A 19366-nucleotide genomic window follows, 5' to 3' on the forward strand; every position below is an offset into this window, starting at 1 on the left:
TCATGAGTGCGTTAAATAAAAAAAGTTTTCTCACTTACCTGAAAGAAGGCGGTATTTACGTTGTTCTTTTAGTACTGCTGGCTATCATTATTTTCCAGGACCCTACGTTCTTAAGCCTGCTGAACCTGAGTAACATTCTGACCCAGTCCTCCGTGCGTATTATCATTGCGCTGGGCGTGGCGGGCCTGATCGTGACCCAGGGGACGGACCTTTCTGCCGGTCGCCAGGTGGGTCTGGCGGCGGTTATCGCGGCAACCCTTCTGCAGTCGATGGAAAACGCCAACAAGGTCTTCCCGGAAATGGCCACCATGCCGATTTTCGTCGTGATCCTGATTGTCTGCGCTATCGGCGCGGTGATTGGTCTGATCAACGGTATTATCATCGCCTACCTGAACGTGACGCCGTTTATCACCACGCTGGGTACGATGATCATCGTTTACGGTATCAACTCCCTGTACTACGACTTTGTCGGTGCTTCACCTATCTCGGGCTTTGACAGCGGCTTCTCGACCTTTACGCAAGGGTTTATCGCGCTGGGCAGCTTCCGCCTGTCGTATATCACCTTCTATGCGCTGATTGCGGTAGCCTTCGTCTGGATCCTGTGGAACAAAACGCGCTTTGGTAAAAACATCTTCGCAATCGGCGGTAACCCGGAAGCGGCGAAAGTCTCCGGCGTAAACGTTGCCCTGAACCTGCTCTTCATCTATGCGCTGTCCGGCGTATTCTACGCCTTCGGCGGGATGCTGGAAGCGGGCCGTATCGGCTCTGCAACCAATAACCTCGGCTTCATGTACGAGCTGGATGCGATCGCAGCCTGCGTGGTGGGCGGCGTCTCCTTCAGCGGCGGTGTGGGTACGGTACTGGGCGTGGTGACCGGTGTGATCATCTTCACCGTCATCAACTACGGGTTGACCTACATCGGCGTGAACCCGTACTGGCAGTACATCATCAAAGGCGCCATCATTATCTTCGCGGTTGCGCTGGATTCACTGAAGTACGCGCGTAAGAAGTAATTGCTCCTCGCGTTATCCGGCCCGCTCATCGAGCGGGCTTTTTTTATGCCTTATGCCAGCTGTGACTCCTCTCGGGTCACAATGCGTTCAAACCAGTCGAGTTCAGAGAGCTTGCAGGCGACCCACTGTTCGGAAAAGGCGTCGCCCAGGCTGTCGGTGAGGTATTGACAGCGGGCAAAGGTCTCAATCGCCTCCTGCTGAAACAGCGGCAGTTCGGGCTGCTCATCCTGCGGTTCGGGCAACTCCTCCTCGTCGATGTTTTCCAGCCCGTACAGCATGCCGGTAAGGATAGTGGCTGCCACCAGATACGGATTGGCATCAGCCCCGGCCAGCCGGTATTCGATACGACGGTTGCTGTCATCCGAGCAGGGAATACGCAAAGCGGCGGAGCGGGTGTTATAGCCCCAGGAGTTAAATACGGGTTCCGTCAGGTTTTTACGCAGGCGACGAAACGCGTTGACGCCCGGCGCAAGAATGGCGATTGAGGCGGGCATCAGCGCCAGCTGGCCCGCGATGCACAAACGCATCATGCTGTTAAGCGCGTTCACCGGAGAAGCAAAGACGTTTTCGCCGCGACTGTTATTCAGGCTGAAATGGAAGTGCAAGCCGCTGCCGGACAGCTGGCTGAAAGGCTTAGCCATAAAGTTGGCCTGCAGGCCGTGCTTTTCGGCAACGTATCGGGTCAGGCGACGAAGCGCCAGCACATTATCGCAGACCTCAACGACGCGATGGCCGTGCTTCAGGTTTAATTCGTACTGACCGGACTCGGCCTCCGCCACGATCCCGGACAGCGGGATGCGCTGCAGGTGCGCCAGCTGTTCCAGCTCGTCAAACAGCGCCGCGTGGGCTGTCGTAGTATCCATGTGAAAACAGCCCTGATTTTGCTGATCCCGATCGTCATTCCCCGTCAGATAGAACTCGATTTCCGGGGCAATCACCGGGAAGAGGCCGTGCTGGTGGAAGCGGGCCAGCACGTTCTGCAGTATCACGCGCGGCTCAAGCGGGCAGGGGGTGTCGTCGCTATCTTTCATCGTCAGCAGGATCTGCGCGTTGTGCTGCGGATCTTGCGGACAGGGGCGCAGGGAGCCTACGACCGGAACGCAGAGTCGGTCCGGCTCATCATGAAGCGGGGCGGCAATTTTTCCTTTCTGATCCATCGAGTAGACCGAAAGGGGAAAATAACAGCCTTTTTCCAGGGTCAGCATGCTCTCCACCGACAGACGCTTGCCGCGCATCGTGCCGTTGATATCGTTCAGGTAAACGTCAACATGTTTCGTCTGCGGGTAACGTTCCAGATAATCTGCCACTTCCACTGAAATGTTGTGCTGCAGGGCGTCAATTTTTTCATCAAGCCAGAGACCGGAATTGAGAGCGCCGGGAAGTGATAAACCGGGAAAGTTAAAATACGGACGGAGACTTTTGAGGAAAAACGCATTCATTATTGAGTTCATAGTCATTCTTCAATGAAGCCGTAGCGGCAGTGAACTCAGCTTAAAGGGGGCGGCGTAAAGGGGGGATAAAAAGCGTCAGGCCCGGCGTAAAGAAAGCATAAAGGCGGTCCTGTTATTTCTCTTTTTTCTGCATATCAAGCAGCTGTTCGGGCGTGACGGCCGGGTAACCCTGGGCATCTTCCGGTACTTCATGCATCGCCGGAATGGGCACCAGCGGGCCTAAAAAGCGCGGTTCGCGTTTGAAAATATACAGGTCAGCCAGCGCGCCAAAACGGGCGCCAAACTCGCGAACGCGCACGCTCAGCATATCTTTTGGCGACGGCACCGCGTAGCACTGCGCCTGAATGCCCATATGCAGCGCGATAAACAGCGCGCGTTCGCAGTGGAAGCGCTGGGTGATGATGATGAAGTCATTGGTGTCGAAGACTTTGCGCGTGCGCACGATGGAGTCCAGGGTGCGGAATCCGGCGTAGTCGAGCACGATGTCGGCAGGATCCACGCCCGCCGCAATCAGGTCCTTTCGCATCGTCACCGGTTCATTGTAGCTTTGCAGGGCGTTATCCCCGCTTAACAGCAGGTAGTTCACCTTGCCGCTGTTGTAGGCGTTCAGTGCGCCCTGAATGCGGTAACGGTAATACTGGTTAATGACGCCGGTGCGGTAATACTTGGCGGTGCCGAGCACCACGCCAACCTGACGATAGGGCAGGTCCTGCAGGTCATCAAAGATGTAGGGGGCGGTTTTCCAGCTCATCCAGCGGTCGAGGCCCAGCACGATCAACAGCAGTATGCCGACCAGGACAGACAGGCTGTAAAAAACGCGCTTTAACATGGAGATGGCTCGTTCGTGGATGAAATTTAACTCAGGCTACTTTACCCGCCTGGTTAGCGCAAGAAACAGCGACTCAACTGAGGGGTTTTTCAGCAAACTGGCGGGCATTTCTGCCCGCCGGAAGGATTACGCAAGCAGTACGCGGTCAATTGTCGTACAGCCTAACGCTTTGAGCGTTGCGGCGGTGGCATCCCACTGGATCAGTGGCGCATCGGCAATCTCAGCCAGAACGGCGCGCTGAATGTCCGGATAGTCATAGCCGTTCAGGCTCAGCAGGTTAAGCGCGCCCTGCAGCGGTGGCAGCGTTGGGTTAAACGCGGCGTTTTCCGCATAGCTGCCGCTAAAGATTCGGCCATCGCGGCACTGCAGCGCCACGCCGCTCGGGGACTTGCTGTACGGCGTATGGCTCTTGTTGGCCGCGGCAATGGCCGCCTGGTTCAGGTCATCGCCGGACAGGGCGAAACCGTGGTCCTGTTCGTCCATCAGCAGCGTTTTGATCTCCAGATCTTTCGGGCCAAACGCGTCTGGAAGGTAATCAGCCAGCGTGTGCGGCGCGCGGCCCGGCAGGTTGATGCGCAGCTGCAGCCCGCTGTTCAGCTCGTTCATGAACTGACGGCAGTGGCCGCAGGGGGTGTAGTTAACGGTAATGGCGCTCAGGGCTTTTTCACCGCGCAGCCAGGCGTGGCTGATGGCGCTCTGCTCGGCGTGAACGGTCTGCTGCATGGTCGCGCCCAGGAACTCCATGTTGCCGCCGAAGTACCAGGTTCCACTGCCGCCGCGCGCAATCGCCCCGACGTTAAAGTGGGAGAGATCGGCGCGCGCGCAGGCGGCAGCCAGGGGAAGCAGTGCGAAAGCCAGCGCGTCTTCGTCCAGTCCCGTTGCCTGTTTCAGCATCGTGACCTGCTCCGCGGTCAGCAGGGCGGGGAAGTGTGCATCTGCCAGAACGGGAGCCAGGGCTGACTGCAAATTCTCTGCAAGCTGGGCGAAAGCAGCTTGAAAACGTGGGTGCATGGCGTTTGCCTCATAAAGGTTAATGGATCGGTAGTTTACGGAGCCGTCAGGGCTTTATATGTGATCCACTTCTCATTATGTATGCAACTTATGAAATCAAAATGAAATTTGCGCGACGCATCGCAAATTTTAGCCCATCACCGCCAGAATCAGCGGGAAAATGAACGGGGCCAGCAGAGAGGTGATAATCCCGCAGATCACCAGCGCCAGCGAGCTAAACGCCCCTTCCTGATAATCCAGCTCCGCACAGCGTGCAGTGCCCAGGGCGTGGGAGGCGGTCCCCATCGACAGTCCCCGTGCCGCTTTAGTATGAATACGCATGCCGTTCAGCAGGGTATGACCAAACACCGCACCGAGAATACCGACGAAAATGACGCACATCGCGCTGATGGCCGGGATCCCGCCAAGGCTGCCACCGACCGCCATCGCGATAGGCGTGGTCACCGATTTAGGCAGAATAGAGGCGGCAATCTGCGGGGAGGCCCCCATCAATAGGGCCACCGACGTGCCGGTGATCATCGCCACCAGGCTGCCCACAAAACAGATGGTGATGATGGATTTCCAGCGGGCGCGGATCTGGTGGAGCTGCTCATATAAAGGAAAGGCGAGCGCCACAACGGCAGGCTGCAGCAGGTCGTTTAAAATTTTGCTGCCGGCAAAGTAACGTTCGTAAGGAATGCCGGTGAGCAGCAGGAACGGAATAATGACCACCATCGCCACCAGCAGCGGGTTCAGCAACGGCATTTTGAAACGTGCGGCAAGCTTGCGCGCGGCGAAGAATACCACCAGGGTTAACGGCAGCGACCACCAGATATTGGCCATCATTTTTTTGTTTTCTCCCCGACCACGTTACGTTCGCCATGCACCAGATGCGAACTCCAGCTCACCACCAGGAAAACCACCAGCGTGCTGACCGCGCAGGAGACCACAATCGGGCCGAACTGGGCTTTGAGCAAATCAAAATACTGCATGACCCCGACGCCGATAGGCACGAAAAGCAGCGCCATATAGCGAATGAGGACGAAGCAGCCGGGGTTGACCCATTTTGCGGGCAGGATTTGCAGCGCCAGCAAAACAAAGAGGATCAGCATGCCGATAATGCTGCCGGGAATGACGATGGGCAGCAGCGACGCGATGAAAATCCCGGCATACAGGCAGGCGTAAATCAGGACGAATGCGCGCAGATATTGCCAGATAATGTTCAATGATTTGCTCATGGTGTTAGTCCTTGCTGAAACGCATTCATCATACAATTAAACCTAAAAATGTGCCACGGATCACATCATGAAATTTGAGCATACCAGACATTCCAGAATGGAACGTCCGGTATCTCCGCACAGGGCCAGGCTACAGTTTAGAGGAAAGGGCGTGCGGTGGCGAAGTGAGGAGCCAGTGAAATGCCTCTGAGTCAGGCATGGTGTTGGGCGGTGAGTTTATCCAGAAAGGAAAACAGCACCTGATTCATTTCGCGATAATCATGCGAGCGAAGTTTTTCCGCCGTTTCGACAAAACGAAATTCAGCCGCGCGGCGGAGATCGTTCTGCGAATGTTCAATCAGCAGCTCAACGACCTCCGGCGTCAGCTCCATATGGCACTGAAAACCGTAAACCCGTTCGCCATATTGCACGATCTGACGGGGACAGCCCTCGCTGTAAGCGAGCACCTTAGCCTGCGGCGTTAACCCTGGCATGTCGTTATGCCAGTGACCGACGTTCAGCACGCTGCCAAAGTCCTCAAAGAGCGGGTTGGCCTTGCCTGCCTCAGTGAGCCTGACGGGAAATTTGCCGATCTCTTTTTCCGGGCTATGGCAAAACGCTGCGCCCAGCGCTTCACCGATAAGCTGCGAGCCCAGACAAACGCCAATTACCGCTTTACCCGCCTCTATCGCGCGGCCGATGAGCCGCATTTCCGCCTGCGCATCAAACCAGGGGCACTCCTGAAGCGTGGTGGCAGGCGACTGCGGGCCTCCCATGATGATAAGCAGGTCTGTGCTCTCCAGGTCTTCGGGTAGCGGATCGCCCTGATAAACTCTGGAGTAGCTCAGGCTACAGCCGCGATTTTTCCCCCAGATTTCATAGGCGCCTGGCGCTTCGAAATGTTCATGAATGATAAAATGAATGTGCATTGCGTCTCTCTCCGGTTACGTGTACAAGCAGCATCATAAGAGGAAGGGAGGAATGTGAAATGCCAACCGTTATCGATAAAACGCCAATTCACGACGATGCCATCGGATGGTCCAGAGGGGCAATTAGCTATACGCGCGGCGAAGTGGATCCGCCTCACCGGCATTCGCAGGGGCAACTTTTGTTTGCCATCAAAGGGGTGATGCTGGTCGAAACCGGCAATAAGCGTTGGGTCATACCGCCTCAGCGCGCGCTGTGGATCCCTCCCTTTCAGGAACACACCTACAGCGTGTTATCCGCAACGGAGCTCCGGGCGGTCTGGTTTAGCCCGGCGCTGATATCACAATGTGAACCTTTTAAACGAAAAGAAGAGGTTCACGTGATTATGGCGACAGCGTTGTTCAAAGAGCTGATTGCCGGGCTGTTCAGCGCGGAATACCGGCCAGCCACTCAGCGCAGCATGGCCGTTTTGCTGCTCGACATCCTCAGCGAGACGCAGCAGATTTCGGCCGAATTACCGATGCCCGTTGATGAACGGTTACATCGCGTCGCCTGTGACATCATTGCCAACAATCTCTGGGATGTTTCTATGGAAAGACTGGCGGAACAGGCCGCGATGTCTGAACGCACATTTTCACGCGCGTTTATCAAAGATACAGGGTTTAGCTTCCGGGCCTGGCGACAGCGCGCAAGGATTTGTGCCTCGCTGGACCTGCTCGCAAACGGATACCCGGCTAAGCAGGTGGCCTGGATGCTGGGGTTTTCTGGCCCGGCGGCATTTGCGGCGGCGTTTCGCGCCATTGTCGGGGCAACGCCGGCTGACTTTTTCCCTGAACAGAAGCGCTTCCCAGCGATATAGAGAGCGGCTACTATAGCGCGTCTTTTTTCACAGGTACTGCTATGCGTGTTTTACTGGCCCCAATGGAAGGCGTGCTCGACTCCCTCGTGCGCGAGCTTCTGACCGAGGTGAACGATTACGATCTCTGCGTGACGGAATTTCTGCGCGTGGTCGATATGTTGTTGCCGGTAAAATCCTTCTTCCGCCTGTGCCCCGAGCTGCACAACCAGAGCCGGACCTCTTCCGGCACGCTGGTGCGTATTCAGCTGCTCGGCCAGTATCCGGAATGGCTGGCGGAAAACGCCGCCCGCGCGGTTGAGCTGGGCTCTTACGGGGTGGATCTCAACTGCGGCTGCCCGTCGAAGCTGGTGAACGGCAGCGGCGGCGGGGCGACGTTGCTGAAAGATCCTGAGCTGATTTACCGCGGCGCGAAAGCGATGCGTGAAGCCGTGCCCTCGCATTTGCCGGTGACGGTGAAGGTGCGCCTGGGATGGGACAGCGATGCGCGGCAGTTTGAAATCGCCGATGCGGTGCAGCAGGCCGGGGCCACCGAGCTGGTGGTGCATGGCCGCACCAAAGAAGATGGCTACAAAGCCGAGCGCATTAACTGGCAGGCGATCGGTGAGATCCGCAAACGCCTCACCATTCCGGTGATCGCCAACGGCGAAATCTGGGATTACGAGAGCGCGCAGGCCTGTCTGAACGCCACCGGCTGCGATGCGGTAATGATCGGTCGCGGCGCGCTGAATGTGCCCAACCTCAGCCGGGTGGTGAAATATAACGAGCCGCGGATGCCGTGGGCAGACGTCGTCACGCTGCTGCAAAAATACAGCCGTCTGGAAAAGCAGGGCGACACCGGTTTGTATCACGTCGCGCGAATTAAACAGTGGCTGAGTTATTTACGCAAAGAGTACGATGAAGCGCTGGGGTTATTTCAGGAGATTCGGACATTACAGACTTCGTCTGATATTGCCCGGGTGATTCAGTCTAAATAATAAGCGTTAAATTGCTCACACTTTTTTAAACCAGAAAACAGTTTAGGTTTTCAACGTGGCGCGACGGTGTTAAGGTGCCACTGTTTTCAACGCAGGATTGTTACTGGTTAACAGGCAAAACCTAAGCGTTTCACAGCATTTCGCTGTGGAGCGCTTAGGTTTTTTTTTGCCTGTCGTTTACGCAGGAGTGACATTTGGCTTAGCGCTTTTTACTGATTTTAAAAAATGAAATATCGACAGGAAATAGAAAAATTTCCTGCGGCCGGTTACGCACTCAATACTCAATCACAGGTTGTTATCATGGCATATAAAAATAAACTCTATGCGCTCGCCTTATTGACGATATCCCCGCTGTCGATGGCGCAAGACTGGAACGGAACGGTATTAGGGTTTGAAGCTCCGCCGGAGCCTGTTCTGGGCGAAATGCTCGGAATACGTAAAATCCTTAACGATAACGGATTTACCTATAACCTCGGATACCTGAATGAAATTGGCTGGAACGGCGGTGGCGGATATAACCACGACTCCCACGTGGCCTATATTGACCAGTTTGCGCTGACCTTCAACCAGGACCTGGAGCGCTGGACCGGTATCCCGGATGCGCGTATCGAGGGGAACATCGTCAACCGTAACCACAATGACGACCTCACCACCAAACGCGTGCAGGATCCGCGCGTCAACTTTAACGACCTGACCCAGGAGAGCTGGGGCGGGCAGTCGATTACTCGTCTCGGCTGGCTGACCTTTGCCCGCAGCTTTGACGACCGGCGTCTGACCTGGCGCATCGGGATGATGAACAAGGTGCAAACCTTCGATCAAATTATCCCCTGTGATTTCCAGCTGCTGTCGCAGTGCGGCGGGAAGTCAGCCAACTCGCTGACCTGGAACAACTGGAACGTTCACACCTGGGGCACCACGCTTGCCTATAAATTAACGCCGACGCTGACCCTGAAGGGCGGCGTGATGGAGCAAAATCCGGAGGCCTCCAGCCGCAGCCACGCCTGGAGCTGGTCGACGAAGGGCAGCAAAGGGGTCTTACTGCCGGTTGAAATCGAAGCGCGTCCGCTGATTAACGGCCTGCCGGGCGCGTACAACCTGGGCGTGGTGTTTACCAACGCGCCGCAAACCGATCTCTATCGCGGCAAATCCGGCGGTGCGGGCGCGACGGACCCTAACGGCTTTGATACCCACAGCCGGACCTGGTTCATGTACGCCGGTCTGAACCAGCAGATAACGCAACATCAGGATGACCCGAATCGCGGGTTGAGCACCTCTTTCAGCATGAGCCTTGCGGATCAGAGCACTAACTACATGCACCAGGTTTACGCCGCCTCGCTGCGCTACCGGGGGCTGTTTGATGCGCGACCGGAGGACTGGATTGGCTTTGGCTTAACCTGGATTGATATGAGCAGCCAGTACGCCCGCAATCAGCGTTACCTGAACAGCCTGAGCGGCGTGAGCGATTACAACAATCCGGCATATCACCCGGTGCCGGGCCATTCCCTGAACGGCGAGTTTTACTACCGTTTTCGTCCCGTGCCGTGGCTTGAACTGCAGCCGGGCATTCAGTACTGGCACCATCCCGGCGGGGTCAGTCGCACCCAGGATGCCTGGGTCACCGAGCTGAAAACGGTGGTGAGCTTCTGATATCAGCGTAGCAAGTTCGATCCGCGTCACGTTTCTGATGCGTGACGCATTGAGGCTACGAATGAAACTGATAGAGTGCCAGAACTGGATTGTTACTGCTTAGGCAGGCAAAACCTGATTTTCTGGCATCTGCCGGAGGTCAGGTTTTTTTGTTTCTGGGGTTCAGATGAAAATCGCCAAGATACTCAATAATAACGTGGTGGTTGTTCAGGATGAGCGCGGGCGCGAACAGGTGGTGATGGGCCGTGGGCTGGCCTTTCAGAAGCGCGTCGGTGAAGCGCTGGATACCGCGTTGGTTGAAAAGGTGTTTGCGTTACAAAGCGATGAGCTGGTGCGTCGACTTGGGGAGCTGCTGAGTCAAATTCCGCTGGAGGTGATGACCACCTGCGACCGCATCATCGGGCTGGCGGCGCAGCGGCTGGGCAAGTTGCAGGAGAGTTTGTATATCACCCTAACCGATCACTGCTACTTTGCTATTGAGCGGCAGAAGAAAGGGCTGGCCATCAAAAACGTGCTGCTGTGGGATATTAAACGGCTGTATCCGAAGGAGTTCGAATTAGGGCAGGAGGCGCGGGCCATTATCGCCAGACGCCTTAACGTCGAACTGGAGGAGGATGAGGCCGGGTTTATCGCGCTGCATCTGGTCACCGCGCAGCTGAACAGCGAAATGCCGGAAGTGATGCACGTGACGCGGGTGATGCAGGAGATCCTGCAGCTGGTGAAGTATCAGCTGCAGCTTGAGTACGATGAAGAGTCGCTCAGCTATCAGCGTTTTGTCACCCACCTGAAGTTTTTTGCCCAGCGGATGCTGACCCGCACCGTGGTGGAAGATGACGACGTCTCGCTGCATACGGCAGTAAAAGACAACTACGCGAAAGCGTGGAAATGCGCCGAGAAAATCGCGCAGCACCTGAACAAAAGCTATCAGCGTGAGCTGACAACCGAAGAAATTATGTTCCTCGCCATTCATATCGAGCGGGTGAGAAAAGAGGGGCGTTAAGCCTCAAAACAGGATTGTTACTGCATCACGCAGGCAAAACCTGAGCGCGGCCTTCGTAAGAAGGTCGTTCTCGGGTTTTTTTATTTTTTGTACTCAGTCAACAGGTGCCTGCGGGCATCGGATGTAAGGAAATCGAGATGGAATACCAGGCTTTAGCGAAGGATATTCTCGGCCACGTTGGCGGAAAAGAGAACATCGTCAGCCTCGTGCACTGCGCGACCCGGCTTCGCTTCAAACTGAAAGAGAACCAGAAAGCGGATGCGGAAGGGCTTAAGAAAAACCCGGGCGTCATCATGGTGGTCGAAAGCGGCGGCCAGTTTCAGGTGGTGATTGGCAACCACGTTCACGACGTCTGGCAGGCAGTGCGCAATGAAGCAGGCCTTGCCGATGACGCGCCCGTGGCGGAAGAGAAGGGCGAAAAGGGTAATCTGCTGGGCCGCCTGATTGATATCGTCTCCGGGATCTTCACCCCGTTTATCGGCATTCTGGCCGCGTCCGGTATTCTGAAAGGGCTGCTGGCGCTGGCGGTTGTCTGCGGCTGGCTCAGCACCGAGAGCGGCACCTATAAAATCTGGTTTGCCGCCAGCGACGCGCTGTTCTTCTTCTTCCCGCTGGTGTTGGGCTATACCGCCGGGAAAAAATTCGGCGGCAACCCGTTTATTACCATGGTGATCGGCGGGGCGCTCACTCACCCGATGATGATCGCCGCCTTTAATGCCAGCCAGCAGCCGGGGGCGGTTTCCGAGGCGTTTCTCGGCATCCCGGTGACCTGGTTTAACTACAGCTCGTCGGTGATCCCAATCATTCTCGCCGCGTGGGTTAGCTGCTGGCTGGAAAAACAGAGCACCAGGCTGCTGCCGTCCTCGATGAAAAACTTCTTCGCGCCGCTGATCTGCTTAGGATTAACCGTGCCGCTGACCTTCCTGGTGATTGGCCCGCTGGCAACCTGGCTGAGCCAGCTGCTGGCCAACGGCTACCAGTGGATTTACGTCCTGGCACCGTGGCTGGCGGGCGCGGCGATGGGCGCGCTGTGGCAGGTCTGCGTCATCTTTGGCCTGCACTGGGGGCTGGTGCCGCTGATGATTAACAACCTCGCGGTGCTGGGGCATGACTCCATGCTGCCAATGCTGCTGCCTGCGGTGTTCGGCCAGGTGGGGGCTGCGCTGGGGATCTTCCTGCGTACCCGCGACGCACGTCAGAAAATGCTGGCCGGGTCGTCCGTGACGGCAGGGATCTTCGGCATCACCGAGCCAGCGGTCTATGGCGTTAACCTGCCGCTGCGCAGACCGTTTATTTTCGGCTGCGTGGCGGGGGCAATCGGCGGCGCGATTGTCGGCTTCAGCGACACCCACGTGTACTCCTTTGGCTTTGCCAACGTCTTTACTATCGCCCAGATGATCCCGCCGGGTGGGGTAGACGCCACGCTGTGGGGCGGCATTATCGGCACCGTGGTGGCGCTGGTGCTGAGCTGCGCCCTGACGCTGGTGGCGGGCATGCCGGCACGCTCAGCGCCCGAGGCGGTTGCGCCAGCGGGTGAAAACGATGTGCTGGCGCCGATGACCGGCACCGTTCTGGCGCTCGACCAGGTGCCGGATACCACCTTTGCCAGCGGCCTGCTGGGCAGCGGTGCCGCGATTATTCCCTCCGACAACAGGGTGGTTGCCCCGTTTGCCGGCGTGGTGGCTTCGCTTTTCCAGACCAAACACGCCATCGGCCTGCTCAGCGACAGCGGGATTGAAGTGTTGATCCACGTGGGTATCGACACCGTGAAGCTCGACGGCAAGCCGTTTACCGCCCACGTGAAGGTGGGCGACAGGGTGCAGCCGGGCGACCTGCTGCTGGAGTTTGACCGACAGGCGATTATCGACGCCGGATACGACCTGGCGACCCCGATTATTATCAGTAACAGCGATGAGTATCGTGACGTGGTGACCGTGGCGGCAACGTCCGTCAACGCCGGTGCGCCGTTACTCAGCGTAAGCCATCAATAACAGGAGAACGTGATGAAAACTTTCCCGGACGATTTTTTATGGGGCGGCGCGGTTGCCGCGAATCAGGTAGAAGGCGCGTATCTGGAGGATGGCAAAGGGCTGTCCACCTCAGACGTTCAGCCGCAGGGTGTTTTCGGCCCGGTGGTTGAGCGCGTGGCGGGCGACAGCGGCATCAAGGATGTCGCCATCGACTTCTATCACCGCTACCCGGAAGACATCAAGCTGTTCGCCGAGATGGGCTTTAGCTGCCTGCGCGTCTCCATTGCCTGGACCCGCATTTTTCCGAACGGCGACGAGCAGCAGCCGAACGAAGCGGGGCTGGCGTTTTACGACCGGCTGTTTGACGAGCTGGCCGCGCACGACATTACCCCGCTGGTGACGCTATCGCATTACGAGATGCCGTGGGGGCTGGTGAAACAGTACGGCGGCTGGGGCAGCCGCCAGACTATTGGCTTCTTCGAGCGCTACGCCCGTACCGTGTTTACGCGCTACAAAGAGAAGGTGAAGCTCTGGCTGACCTTCAACGAGATCAATATGTCCCTGCACGCGCCGATGACCGGCGTGGGCCTGCCGGAAACCAGCAGCAAAGGGGAGGTGTACCAGGCGATCCACCACCAGCTGGTGGCCAGCGCGCTGGCGGTGAAGGCCTGCCATGAGATTATCCCGGACGCCAGAATCGGCAACATGCTACTGGGCGGCCTGATGTATCCGCTGACCTGCAAGCCGGAGGATGTCCTGGAGACGCTGCAGGAAAACCGCGCGTGGCAATTCTTTGGTGACGTACAGTGCCGCGGGTCGTATCCAGGGTATATGCAGCGCTTCTTCCGCGACAGCGGGATCCAGCTTGAGGTCACGGATGCCGACCGCGAGGCGCTGAAATCGACCGTCGATTTTATCTCGTTCAGCTACTACATGACGGGCTGCGTCACCGCGGATGACGCTCTCAACCAGCAGGCGCGCGGCAACATCCTGAGCATGGTGCCAAACCCGCATCTGGCCAGTTCCGAATGGGGCTGGCAGATTGACCCCATCGGTCTGCGCACCCTGTTAAACGTGCTTTGGGATCGCTATCAGAAGCCGTTGTTTATCGTGGAAAATGGCCTCGGGGCGAAGGATAAACCGGATGCGGACGGCGTGGTGCAGGATGACTATCGCATCAGCTACCTCAACGACCATCTGGTACAGGTGCGTGAAGCGATTGAAGACGGTGTTGAGGTGATGGGGTATACCAGCTGGGGGCCTATTGACCTGGTGAGCGCGTCTAAAGCTGAACTCTCTAAGCGCTACGGCTTTATTTACGTCGATCGCGATGATAGCGGTAACGGCACGCTGGCGCGCAGCCGTAAGAAAAGTTTCTACTGGTATAAAGAGGTTATTGCCACGAAAGGCGCTTCGCTGAAAGCGTGATATCAAGGCCGTTGCCCGGCAATGCGCCGGGCAAATAAATCAGAAAATCATCTTGAATACGCCGGTGACCACTAAGAGCCCTATCAGAAATATAATCAAAATAACCCACAGTAATATTTTCATTCCCTTCTCCTGCTCATGTATGTCCTGAATAAGTGTAGCAGCGTATTTATATTTGGCATGAATGTATTCAACTTAATCATTATCTTTGGGAATAAATTTCCGAGTATTAAAATGTATGACAATTTGCGGATTGCCACGCGTTACTAAAACAACGAACGACATCGAGCGTAACGTGCGCCTTTATTTTTTGAGTTTATGGCGTCATGAAACGTTCTCTTATTTTATCTCTGAGTGCTCCCTTCTTTTTTATTCTGGCCGCCTGTGCGCCTGAACATGCCACGGTATCTCCCCTTAAAGCGCAAACCACTGCGGCGTCGGTGAATACGGTTCTGAATCATCAGGACTGGCCGAAAAATGAGTGGTGGAAAGCGTATAACGATCCCCAGCTTAACGGGCTGATTGCGAAAGCATTAAGCGATGCGCCGGATATGCAGATTGCCCGCCAGCGTATTACGCTTGCCGAAGCCCAGGCCAAAGCCGTTATGGCGGCCGATGGTCCACAAATTGATTTTTCCGCCGATGCGGAACGGCAGAAAATGTCCGCCGAAGGGCTGATGGGGCCCTTCGCCGTTACCGACCCGGCTGCAGGCACCACCGGCCCGTGGTACACCAACGGCACCTTTGGCCTGACCGCAGGCTGGGATCTCGATCTGTGGGGCAAAAATCGCGCCCGGGTCGAGGCCCGGATTGGCAAAGTGAATGCGCAAAAAGCGGAGCTAGAGCAGACCCGCCAGCTGCTGGCCGGCAGCGTGGCGCGGCTCTACTGGGAGTGGCAAACTCAGGCCGCCGCGGGGGAGGTTCTCGCGCAGATCAAACATGAGCAGGACAACATTATCGGCGCCGACCGCGAGCTGTATCAGCACGGGATCACCTCCTCCGTGGAGGGGGTGGAAACCGATATCGACGCCAACAAAACCGAAGAGCAGCTGGCAGAAGTCAACGGGAAGATGAAAGCCGTCGAGGCGCGTCTGGTCGCGCTGACGAACTCTTCCTCCGTGACGCTTACGCGCCATGTGCTGCCAACGGTAGACGCTTCGTTACCGTCGACGCTCGGTTATGAACTGCTGGCACGCCGTCCGGATCTTCAAGAAGCGCACTGGTACATCGAAGCCTCCATGAGCGAGGTGGAGGCGGCCAGAGCGGCGTTCTATCCTGACGTAAACCTGATGGCGTTCTTACAGCAGGATGCCCTCCATCTGAGCGATCTGTTTCGCTCGTCAGCGCAGCAGATGGGCGTGACCGCCGGATTGACGCTGCCGATTTTTGACAGCGGCAGGCTGAACGCCAGCCTTGATATCGCCCAGGCGCAGAATAATCTCTCGGTGGCAAACTACAACAAAGCGGTGGTCGAAGCCGTCAATCAGGTGGCACGCACGGCCAGTGAAGTCGAAACGCTGACGGCGAAGAACCGCCATCAGCAGCTGGTTGAAAAAGATGCGGCGCGGGTTGTGGCGCTGGCGCAGGCGCGTTTCAGCGCGGGGATCGTTGCGGGCTCCCGGGTCAGTGAAGCCAGAATACCGGCCCTCAGGGAACAGCTCGCCGGAGTGCTGCTGAAAGGCCAGTATGTTGACGCCACGCTGCAGCTGACGTCGGCGCTGGGCGGTGGCTATCACCACGGCTAAAAAAGGTCATTATCTATACTTACCTCTTCGCAGTTTTTCAGGAGGTGAGTATGACCAGAGTAGCGATTGTGACCGCATCCGATTCCGGGATTGGTAAAACCACGGCCCTGATGCTCGCCGGGCGCGGGTTTGATATTGGCGTCACCTGGCACTCGGATGAAAAAGGCGCGCTGGAAACCTGCCGCGAAGTCGAAGCACAGGGGCAGCGCGCAGAGGCTATCCATCTTGATTTAAGCACGCTGCCGGAAGGCGCAGAGGCCATTGAAACGCTGATTGCGCGTTTTGGTCGGCTGGACGTGCTGGTCAATAATGCGGGGGCGATGACCAAAGCGCCGTTCCTTGATATGCCGTTTGACGACTGGCGGACGATTTTCACCGTCGACGTGGACGGCGCCTTTCTCTGTTCACAAATTGCCGCCCGGCAGATGGTGAAGCAGGGGGAAGGGGGGCGAATCGTGAACATTACCTCGGTGCATGAGCACACGCCGCTGCCGGAGGCCAGCGCCTACACGGCGGCAAAACACGCGCTCGGCGGGTTAACCAAATCCATGGCGATGGAACTGGTTAAGCACAATATTCTGGTGAACGCCGTCGCGCCGGGTGCCATTGCCACACCGATGAACGACATGGACGACAGCGAAGTGAGGGACGGTTCAATGCCGGAAATCCCGCTGGCAAGGCCGGGTCACACCAGAGAGATTGCCAGCCTGGTCGCGTGGCTGTGCGACAGCGACGCCAGCTACACGACGGGGCAATCGTTTATTGTCGACGGGGGTTTTATGCTGGCGAACCCGCAGTTTAAGCCGGAGGGGTAGATACCTTATTCCCTCTCCCTGTGGGAGAGGGGTAGGGTGAGGGCATCAGGCCGCACCCGGCTACTCATCATCCCGCGCCTTTTCCCGATGCTTCAGCCACAGCCTGACCCCAATCACCGCCACAACCACCAGAATCAACCACGCCCAGTGCTTCAGGTGCTGGTCGAGATTATGCAGCCATGGCGCAATCACTTCGCCCCCCACGTAGCCGAGCGTCGTAAAGATCAGCGCCCAGGCAATCGCACCCGCAATATTGAGCGGCAGGAAAATTTTGGGCGGCAGATGGCTGGCGCCAATCAGTATCGGCCCGATGATGCGAAAGCCATACATAAAGCGCGTGCCGATGACGAACAGATAGGGATGACGCTGAATGAGCCGTTGAGCGCGGCGGATTTTCTTCTGGTGCTTTGCGAAACGCTTAAGCAGCGTTGGCCCGAAGCGCAGCCCGAGAAAGTAGAGCAGCTGATCGCCAATCATCCCGCCCAGCGCGACCGCGGCAACGACCAGCGGGAATTTCAGCAATCCCTGATGCGCGGCGACGCCGCCTAACAGCGTGATGGTTTCACCTTCTGCCACGCTGCCGATGACCAGCGCGGCATAGCCATATTGTTCAATGAGTGCGTTAATATCCATTACGTAAATGTTATCTCCCTCTGCATACCTCGTTTAATCATATACCCCATGAATCAACAGCGGGGAAATCAACGGAAATTTCCCACTGTACAGAAAATAATCTAAAGCCTGCATTATACTTAAGGTATCGCTGACGGGCCGACAACAAGGGGGCGCTATGAACCATGTCTGGGGACTTTTCTCCCATCCCGATCGTGAAATGCATGTCATTAAAAGTGAGAACGAAACGGTCTCGCATCATTACACGCATCATGTGCTGCTGATGGCTGCGGTGCCGGTAATATGCGCTTTTATCGGAACAACACAAATCGGCTGGAACTTCGGTGACGGCACCGTGGTTCAGCTTTCCTGGTTTACCGGGCTCTATCTTGCCATCGTTTTTTATGGCCTGATGCTGGCGGGCGTGGCGATAATGGGGCGCGTCATTCACTGGATGGCGCGTAACTACCCACAGCGTCCATCGCTGGCGCACTGTATGGTCTTTGCCGGATACGTCGCGACCCCGCTGTTCTTAAGCGGTATTGTTGCGCTCTATCCACTGGTCTGGCTGTGCGCGCTGATCGGTACCATTGCCCTCTTTTACACCGGTTATCTGCTGTATCTGGGGGTTCCAACCTTCCTGAATATCAATAAAGAAGAGGGCCTGAGTTTTTCCAGTTCAACGCTCGCTATCGGGGTGCTGGTGCTGGAGGCACTACTGGCGCTGACGGTTATTCTTTGGGGTTATGGATACCGTCTCTTCTGAGTTCACTGCATTGCTGGCGTAAATGCCAGCAATGCAGCATCTGTTCACGATTATCCGCTGGCGACAACGTCCGGTGACCGCTATGATGCCGAAGCCAGCCTGTGTTTATCCGTTGATACAGGCGGTGTACGTCATGACGTGCGTGAATAATTATCAGAAGTCTCACCATGCTGAAATTCCGAGTCTCTTTACTTAGCCTGGCGCTGCTGCTGGGCGCGTCCGCTGCCGTGCCGGCCGTCGCTAAAACGCCCGCGGTGACCGCCGCCGCTGCCCAACCGCAAATTGCGTCCGGTAGCGCGATGATTGTTGATCTCAACACCAATAAGGTGATCTACGCCAGCCACCCGGACCTGGTGCGCCCGATCGCCTCGATTACCAAATTAATGACCGCGATGGTGGTGCTTGATGCCCATCTGCCGCTGGATGAAAAGCTGAAAGTGGATATCAGCCACACGCCGGAGATGAAAGGGATCTACTCTCGCGTGCGTCTGAACAGTGAAATCAGCCGTAAAAATATGCTGCTGCTGGCGCTGATGTCGTCTGAAAACCGTGCGGCGGCGAGCCTGGCGCACCACTATCCGGGCGGCTACGACGCCTTTATCCGCGCGATGAACGCGAAAGCCAAAGCGCTGGGGATGACCAATACGCATTATGTTGAACCGACGGGTCTGTCGATCAACAACGTCTCAACGGCCCGCGATCTGACGAAACTGCTGATTGCCAGCAAACAGTATCCGCTGATTGGTCAGCTCAGTACCACCCGTGAAGAGATGGCGACCTTTGCTAACCCGGCCTATACGCTGCCGTTCCGCAACACTAACCATCTGGTATACCGCGATAACTGGAATATTCAGTTAACGAAAACCGGCTTTACCAACGCGGCAGGACACTGTCTGGTGATGCGCACGGTGTTTAACGGTAAGCCGGTGGCGCTGGTGGTAATGGATGCCTTCGGCAAATATACGCACTTTGCGGACGCGAGCCGCCTGCGAACCTGGATTGAGACCGGGAAAGTGCAGCCCGTTCCGGCCGCAGCATTGACGTATAAAAAGCAGAAAGCGGAACAGATGGCGACGGCGCAGAACGACTGAGCCGTTTGTCAGCGCCGGGTGGCGGCTTCGCC

17 protein-coding genes and 1 pseudogene are annotated in these 19366 nt (G+C 56.8%); 11 read left to right on the forward strand and 7 right to left on the reverse strand.

The features are described from left to right. The first annotated feature begins 2 nt into the window (after nucleotides 1–2). A complete protein-coding gene (mglC, locus tag AB8846_RS14115; protein ID WP_029740401.1) occupies nucleotides 3–1013 on the forward strand; it encodes a galactose/methyl galactoside ABC transporter permease MglC in 1011 nt (336 codons plus the stop codon). Nucleotides 1014–1063: 50 nt separating this feature from the next. On the opposite strand, the gene AB8846_RS14120 is transcribed toward mglC, so the two are convergent. The 6 genes from AB8846_RS14120 to AB8846_RS14145 all read right to left on the reverse strand — a co-directional run bounded on the left by AB8846_RS14120 (nucleotide 1064) and on the right by AB8846_RS14145 (nucleotide 6429). Beyond that, nucleotides 1064–2452 carry a glutamine synthetase family protein gene (locus tag AB8846_RS14120; protein WP_370733000.1) on the reverse strand — a complete coding sequence of 463 codons (1389 nt, stop codon included), beginning with the start codon at nucleotides 2450–2452 and terminating at the stop codon, nucleotides 1064–1066. Between the two features lie 124 nt (nucleotides 2453–2576). Then, complete coding sequence (gene sanA / locus AB8846_RS14125) at nucleotides 2577–3293, reverse strand: outer membrane permeability protein SanA (RefSeq protein ID WP_008500918.1); 717 nt, start codon at nucleotides 3291–3293, stop codon at nucleotides 2577–2579. Between the two features lie 126 nt (nucleotides 3294–3419). Next, nucleotides 3420–4304 carry a cytidine deaminase gene (gene cdd, locus AB8846_RS14130; protein ID WP_370732964.1) on the reverse strand — a complete coding sequence of 295 codons (885 nt, stop codon included), beginning with the start codon at nucleotides 4302–4304 and terminating at the stop codon, nucleotides 3420–3422. 129 nt (nucleotides 4305–4433) lie between these two features. After that, nucleotides 4434–5129 (reverse strand): CidB/LrgB family autolysis modulator, encoded by a 696-nt coding sequence (locus tag AB8846_RS14135; protein ID WP_063143785.1) that lies wholly within the window; start codon nucleotides 5127–5129, stop codon nucleotides 4434–4436. Further along, on the reverse strand, nucleotides 5126–5521 hold the full coding sequence (locus AB8846_RS14140) for a CidA/LrgA family protein (RefSeq protein ID WP_023312463.1): 396 nt from the start codon (nucleotides 5519–5521) through the stop codon (nucleotides 5126–5128). Before AB8846_RS14140 ends, AB8846_RS14135 begins: the two co-directional genes overlap by 4 nt. 191 nt (nucleotides 5522–5712) lie before the next feature. After that, the gene (locus AB8846_RS14145) at nucleotides 5713–6429 is read right to left on the reverse strand and encodes a type 1 glutamine amidotransferase (RefSeq protein ID WP_370732965.1); all 717 of its coding nucleotides are present in this window, start codon (nucleotides 6427–6429) and stop codon (nucleotides 5713–5715) included. Between the two features lie 59 nt (nucleotides 6430–6488). Here AB8846_RS14145 and AB8846_RS14150 point away from each other — a divergent pair, with 59 nt between their 5' ends. From AB8846_RS14150 to AB8846_RS14185, 8 genes and pseudogenes are all read left to right on the forward strand, one after another. After that, a complete protein-coding gene (locus AB8846_RS14150) occupies nucleotides 6489–7286 on the forward strand; it encodes a helix-turn-helix domain-containing protein (RefSeq protein ID WP_063143787.1) in 798 nt (265 codons plus the stop codon). Nucleotides 7287–7327: 41 nt separating this feature from the next. Next, nucleotides 7328–8260, forward strand: coding sequence for a tRNA dihydrouridine(16) synthase DusC (gene dusC / locus AB8846_RS14155; RefSeq protein WP_063143788.1), 933 nt, complete (start codon nucleotides 7328–7330; stop codon nucleotides 8258–8260). 357 nt (nucleotides 8261–8617) lie between these two features. Further along, nucleotides 8618–9907, forward strand: coding sequence for a carbohydrate porin (locus AB8846_RS14160; protein WP_331414101.1), 1290 nt, complete (start codon nucleotides 8618–8620; stop codon nucleotides 9905–9907). A 166-nt stretch (nucleotides 9908–10073) separates the two neighbouring features. After that, a complete protein-coding gene (licT, locus tag AB8846_RS14165; RefSeq protein ID WP_023336336.1) occupies nucleotides 10074–10907 on the forward strand; it encodes a BglG family transcription antiterminator LicT in 834 nt (277 codons plus the stop codon). A gap of 24 nt (nucleotides 10908–10931) precedes the next feature. Further along, nucleotides 10932–12898 (forward strand): annotated as a pseudogene (gene bglF / locus AB8846_RS14170) (PTS beta-glucoside transporter subunit IIABC). A gap of 12 nt (nucleotides 12899–12910) precedes the next feature. Continuing rightward, nucleotides 12911–14305 carry a glycoside hydrolase family 1 protein gene (locus AB8846_RS14175; RefSeq protein ID WP_370732966.1) on the forward strand — a complete coding sequence of 465 codons (1395 nt, stop codon included), beginning with the start codon at nucleotides 12911–12913 and terminating at the stop codon, nucleotides 14303–14305. A 326-nt stretch (nucleotides 14306–14631) separates the two neighbouring features. Further along, complete coding sequence (gene mdtQ / locus AB8846_RS14180; RefSeq protein ID WP_370732967.1) at nucleotides 14632–16050, forward strand: multidrug resistance outer membrane protein MdtQ; 1419 nt, start codon at nucleotides 14632–14634, stop codon at nucleotides 16048–16050. Between the two features lie 50 nt (nucleotides 16051–16100). After that, on the forward strand, nucleotides 16101–16865 hold the full coding sequence (locus tag AB8846_RS14185; RefSeq protein WP_074147240.1) for an SDR family oxidoreductase: 765 nt from the start codon (nucleotides 16101–16103) through the stop codon (nucleotides 16863–16865). Nucleotides 16866–16925: 60 nt separating this feature from the next. Here the strand turns inward: AB8846_RS14185 and AB8846_RS14190 are convergent, their stop codons facing one another. Further along, nucleotides 16926–17498: a DedA family protein gene (locus AB8846_RS14190; RefSeq protein WP_063143794.1), complete on the reverse strand. Its 573-nt coding sequence runs from the start codon at nucleotides 17496–17498 to the stop codon at nucleotides 16926–16928. A gap of 157 nt (nucleotides 17499–17655) precedes the next feature. Here AB8846_RS14190 and AB8846_RS14195 point away from each other — a divergent pair, with 157 nt between their 5' ends. Continuing rightward, entirely contained in the window at nucleotides 17656–18243 is a 588-nt protein-coding gene (locus AB8846_RS14195) for a Yip1 family protein (RefSeq protein WP_033146018.1), read from the forward strand. A gap of 167 nt (nucleotides 18244–18410) precedes the next feature. Further along, nucleotides 18411–19334, forward strand: a complete 924-nt coding sequence (gene pbpG, locus AB8846_RS14200) for a D-alanyl-D-alanine endopeptidase (protein WP_023312453.1) — start codon at nucleotides 18411–18413, stop codon at nucleotides 19332–19334. The last annotated feature ends 32 nt before the right edge of the window (nucleotides 19335–19366 follow it).

It is taken from the genome of Enterobacter sp. KB-221C9 (assembly GCF_041320715.1).
In the GTDB taxonomy this organism is placed as follows: domain Bacteria; phylum Pseudomonadota; class Gammaproteobacteria; order Enterobacterales; family Enterobacteriaceae; genus Enterobacter; species Enterobacter asburiae_D.

Coding starts and splice junctions, on each gene's coding strand:
- AB8846_RS14150 (WP_063143787.1), top strand. CDS start 6,489: ATGCCAACCGTTATCGATAAAACGCCAATTCACGACGATGCCATCGGA.
- AB8846_RS14140 (WP_023312463.1), bottom strand. CDS start 5,521: ATGAGCAAATCATTGAACATTATCTGGCAATATCTGCGCGCATTCGTC.
- AB8846_RS14175 (WP_370732966.1), top strand. CDS start 12,911: ATGAAAACTTTCCCGGACGATTTTTTATGGGGCGGCGCGGTTGCCGCG.
- pbpG (WP_023312453.1), top strand. CDS start 18,411: ATGCTGAAATTCCGAGTCTCTTTACTTAGCCTGGCGCTGCTGCTGGGC.
- licT (WP_023336336.1), top strand. CDS start 10,074: ATGAAAATCGCCAAGATACTCAATAATAACGTGGTGGTTGTTCAGGAT.
- AB8846_RS14195 (WP_033146018.1), top strand. CDS start 17,656: ATGAACCATGTCTGGGGACTTTTCTCCCATCCCGATCGTGAAATGCAT.
- dusC (WP_063143788.1), top strand. CDS start 7,328: ATGCGTGTTTTACTGGCCCCAATGGAAGGCGTGCTCGACTCCCTCGTG.
- cdd (WP_370732964.1), bottom strand. CDS start 4,304: ATGCACCCACGTTTTCAAGCTGCTTTCGCCCAGCTTGCAGAGAATTTG.
- mglC (WP_029740401.1), top strand. CDS start 3: ATGAGTGCGTTAAATAAAAAAAGTTTTCTCACTTACCTGAAAGAAGGC.
- AB8846_RS14190 (WP_063143794.1), bottom strand. CDS start 17,498: ATGGATATTAACGCACTCATTGAACAATATGGCTATGCCGCGCTGGTC.
- mdtQ (WP_370732967.1), top strand. CDS start 14,632: ATGAAACGTTCTCTTATTTTATCTCTGAGTGCTCCCTTCTTTTTTATT.
- AB8846_RS14120 (WP_370733000.1), bottom strand. CDS start 2,452: ATGAATGCGTTTTTCCTCAAAAGTCTCCGTCCGTATTTTAACTTTCCC.
- sanA (WP_008500918.1), bottom strand. CDS start 3,293: ATGTTAAAGCGCGTTTTTTACAGCCTGTCTGTCCTGGTCGGCATACTG.
- AB8846_RS14160 (WP_331414101.1), top strand. CDS start 8,618: ATGGCGCAAGACTGGAACGGAACGGTATTAGGGTTTGAAGCTCCGCCG.
- AB8846_RS14135 (WP_063143785.1), bottom strand. CDS start 5,129: ATGATGGCCAATATCTGGTGGTCGCTGCCGTTAACCCTGGTGGTATTC.
- AB8846_RS14185 (WP_074147240.1), top strand. CDS start 16,101: ATGACCAGAGTAGCGATTGTGACCGCATCCGATTCCGGGATTGGTAAA.
- AB8846_RS14145 (WP_370732965.1), bottom strand. CDS start 6,429: ATGCACATTCATTTTATCATTCATGAACATTTCGAAGCGCCAGGCGCC.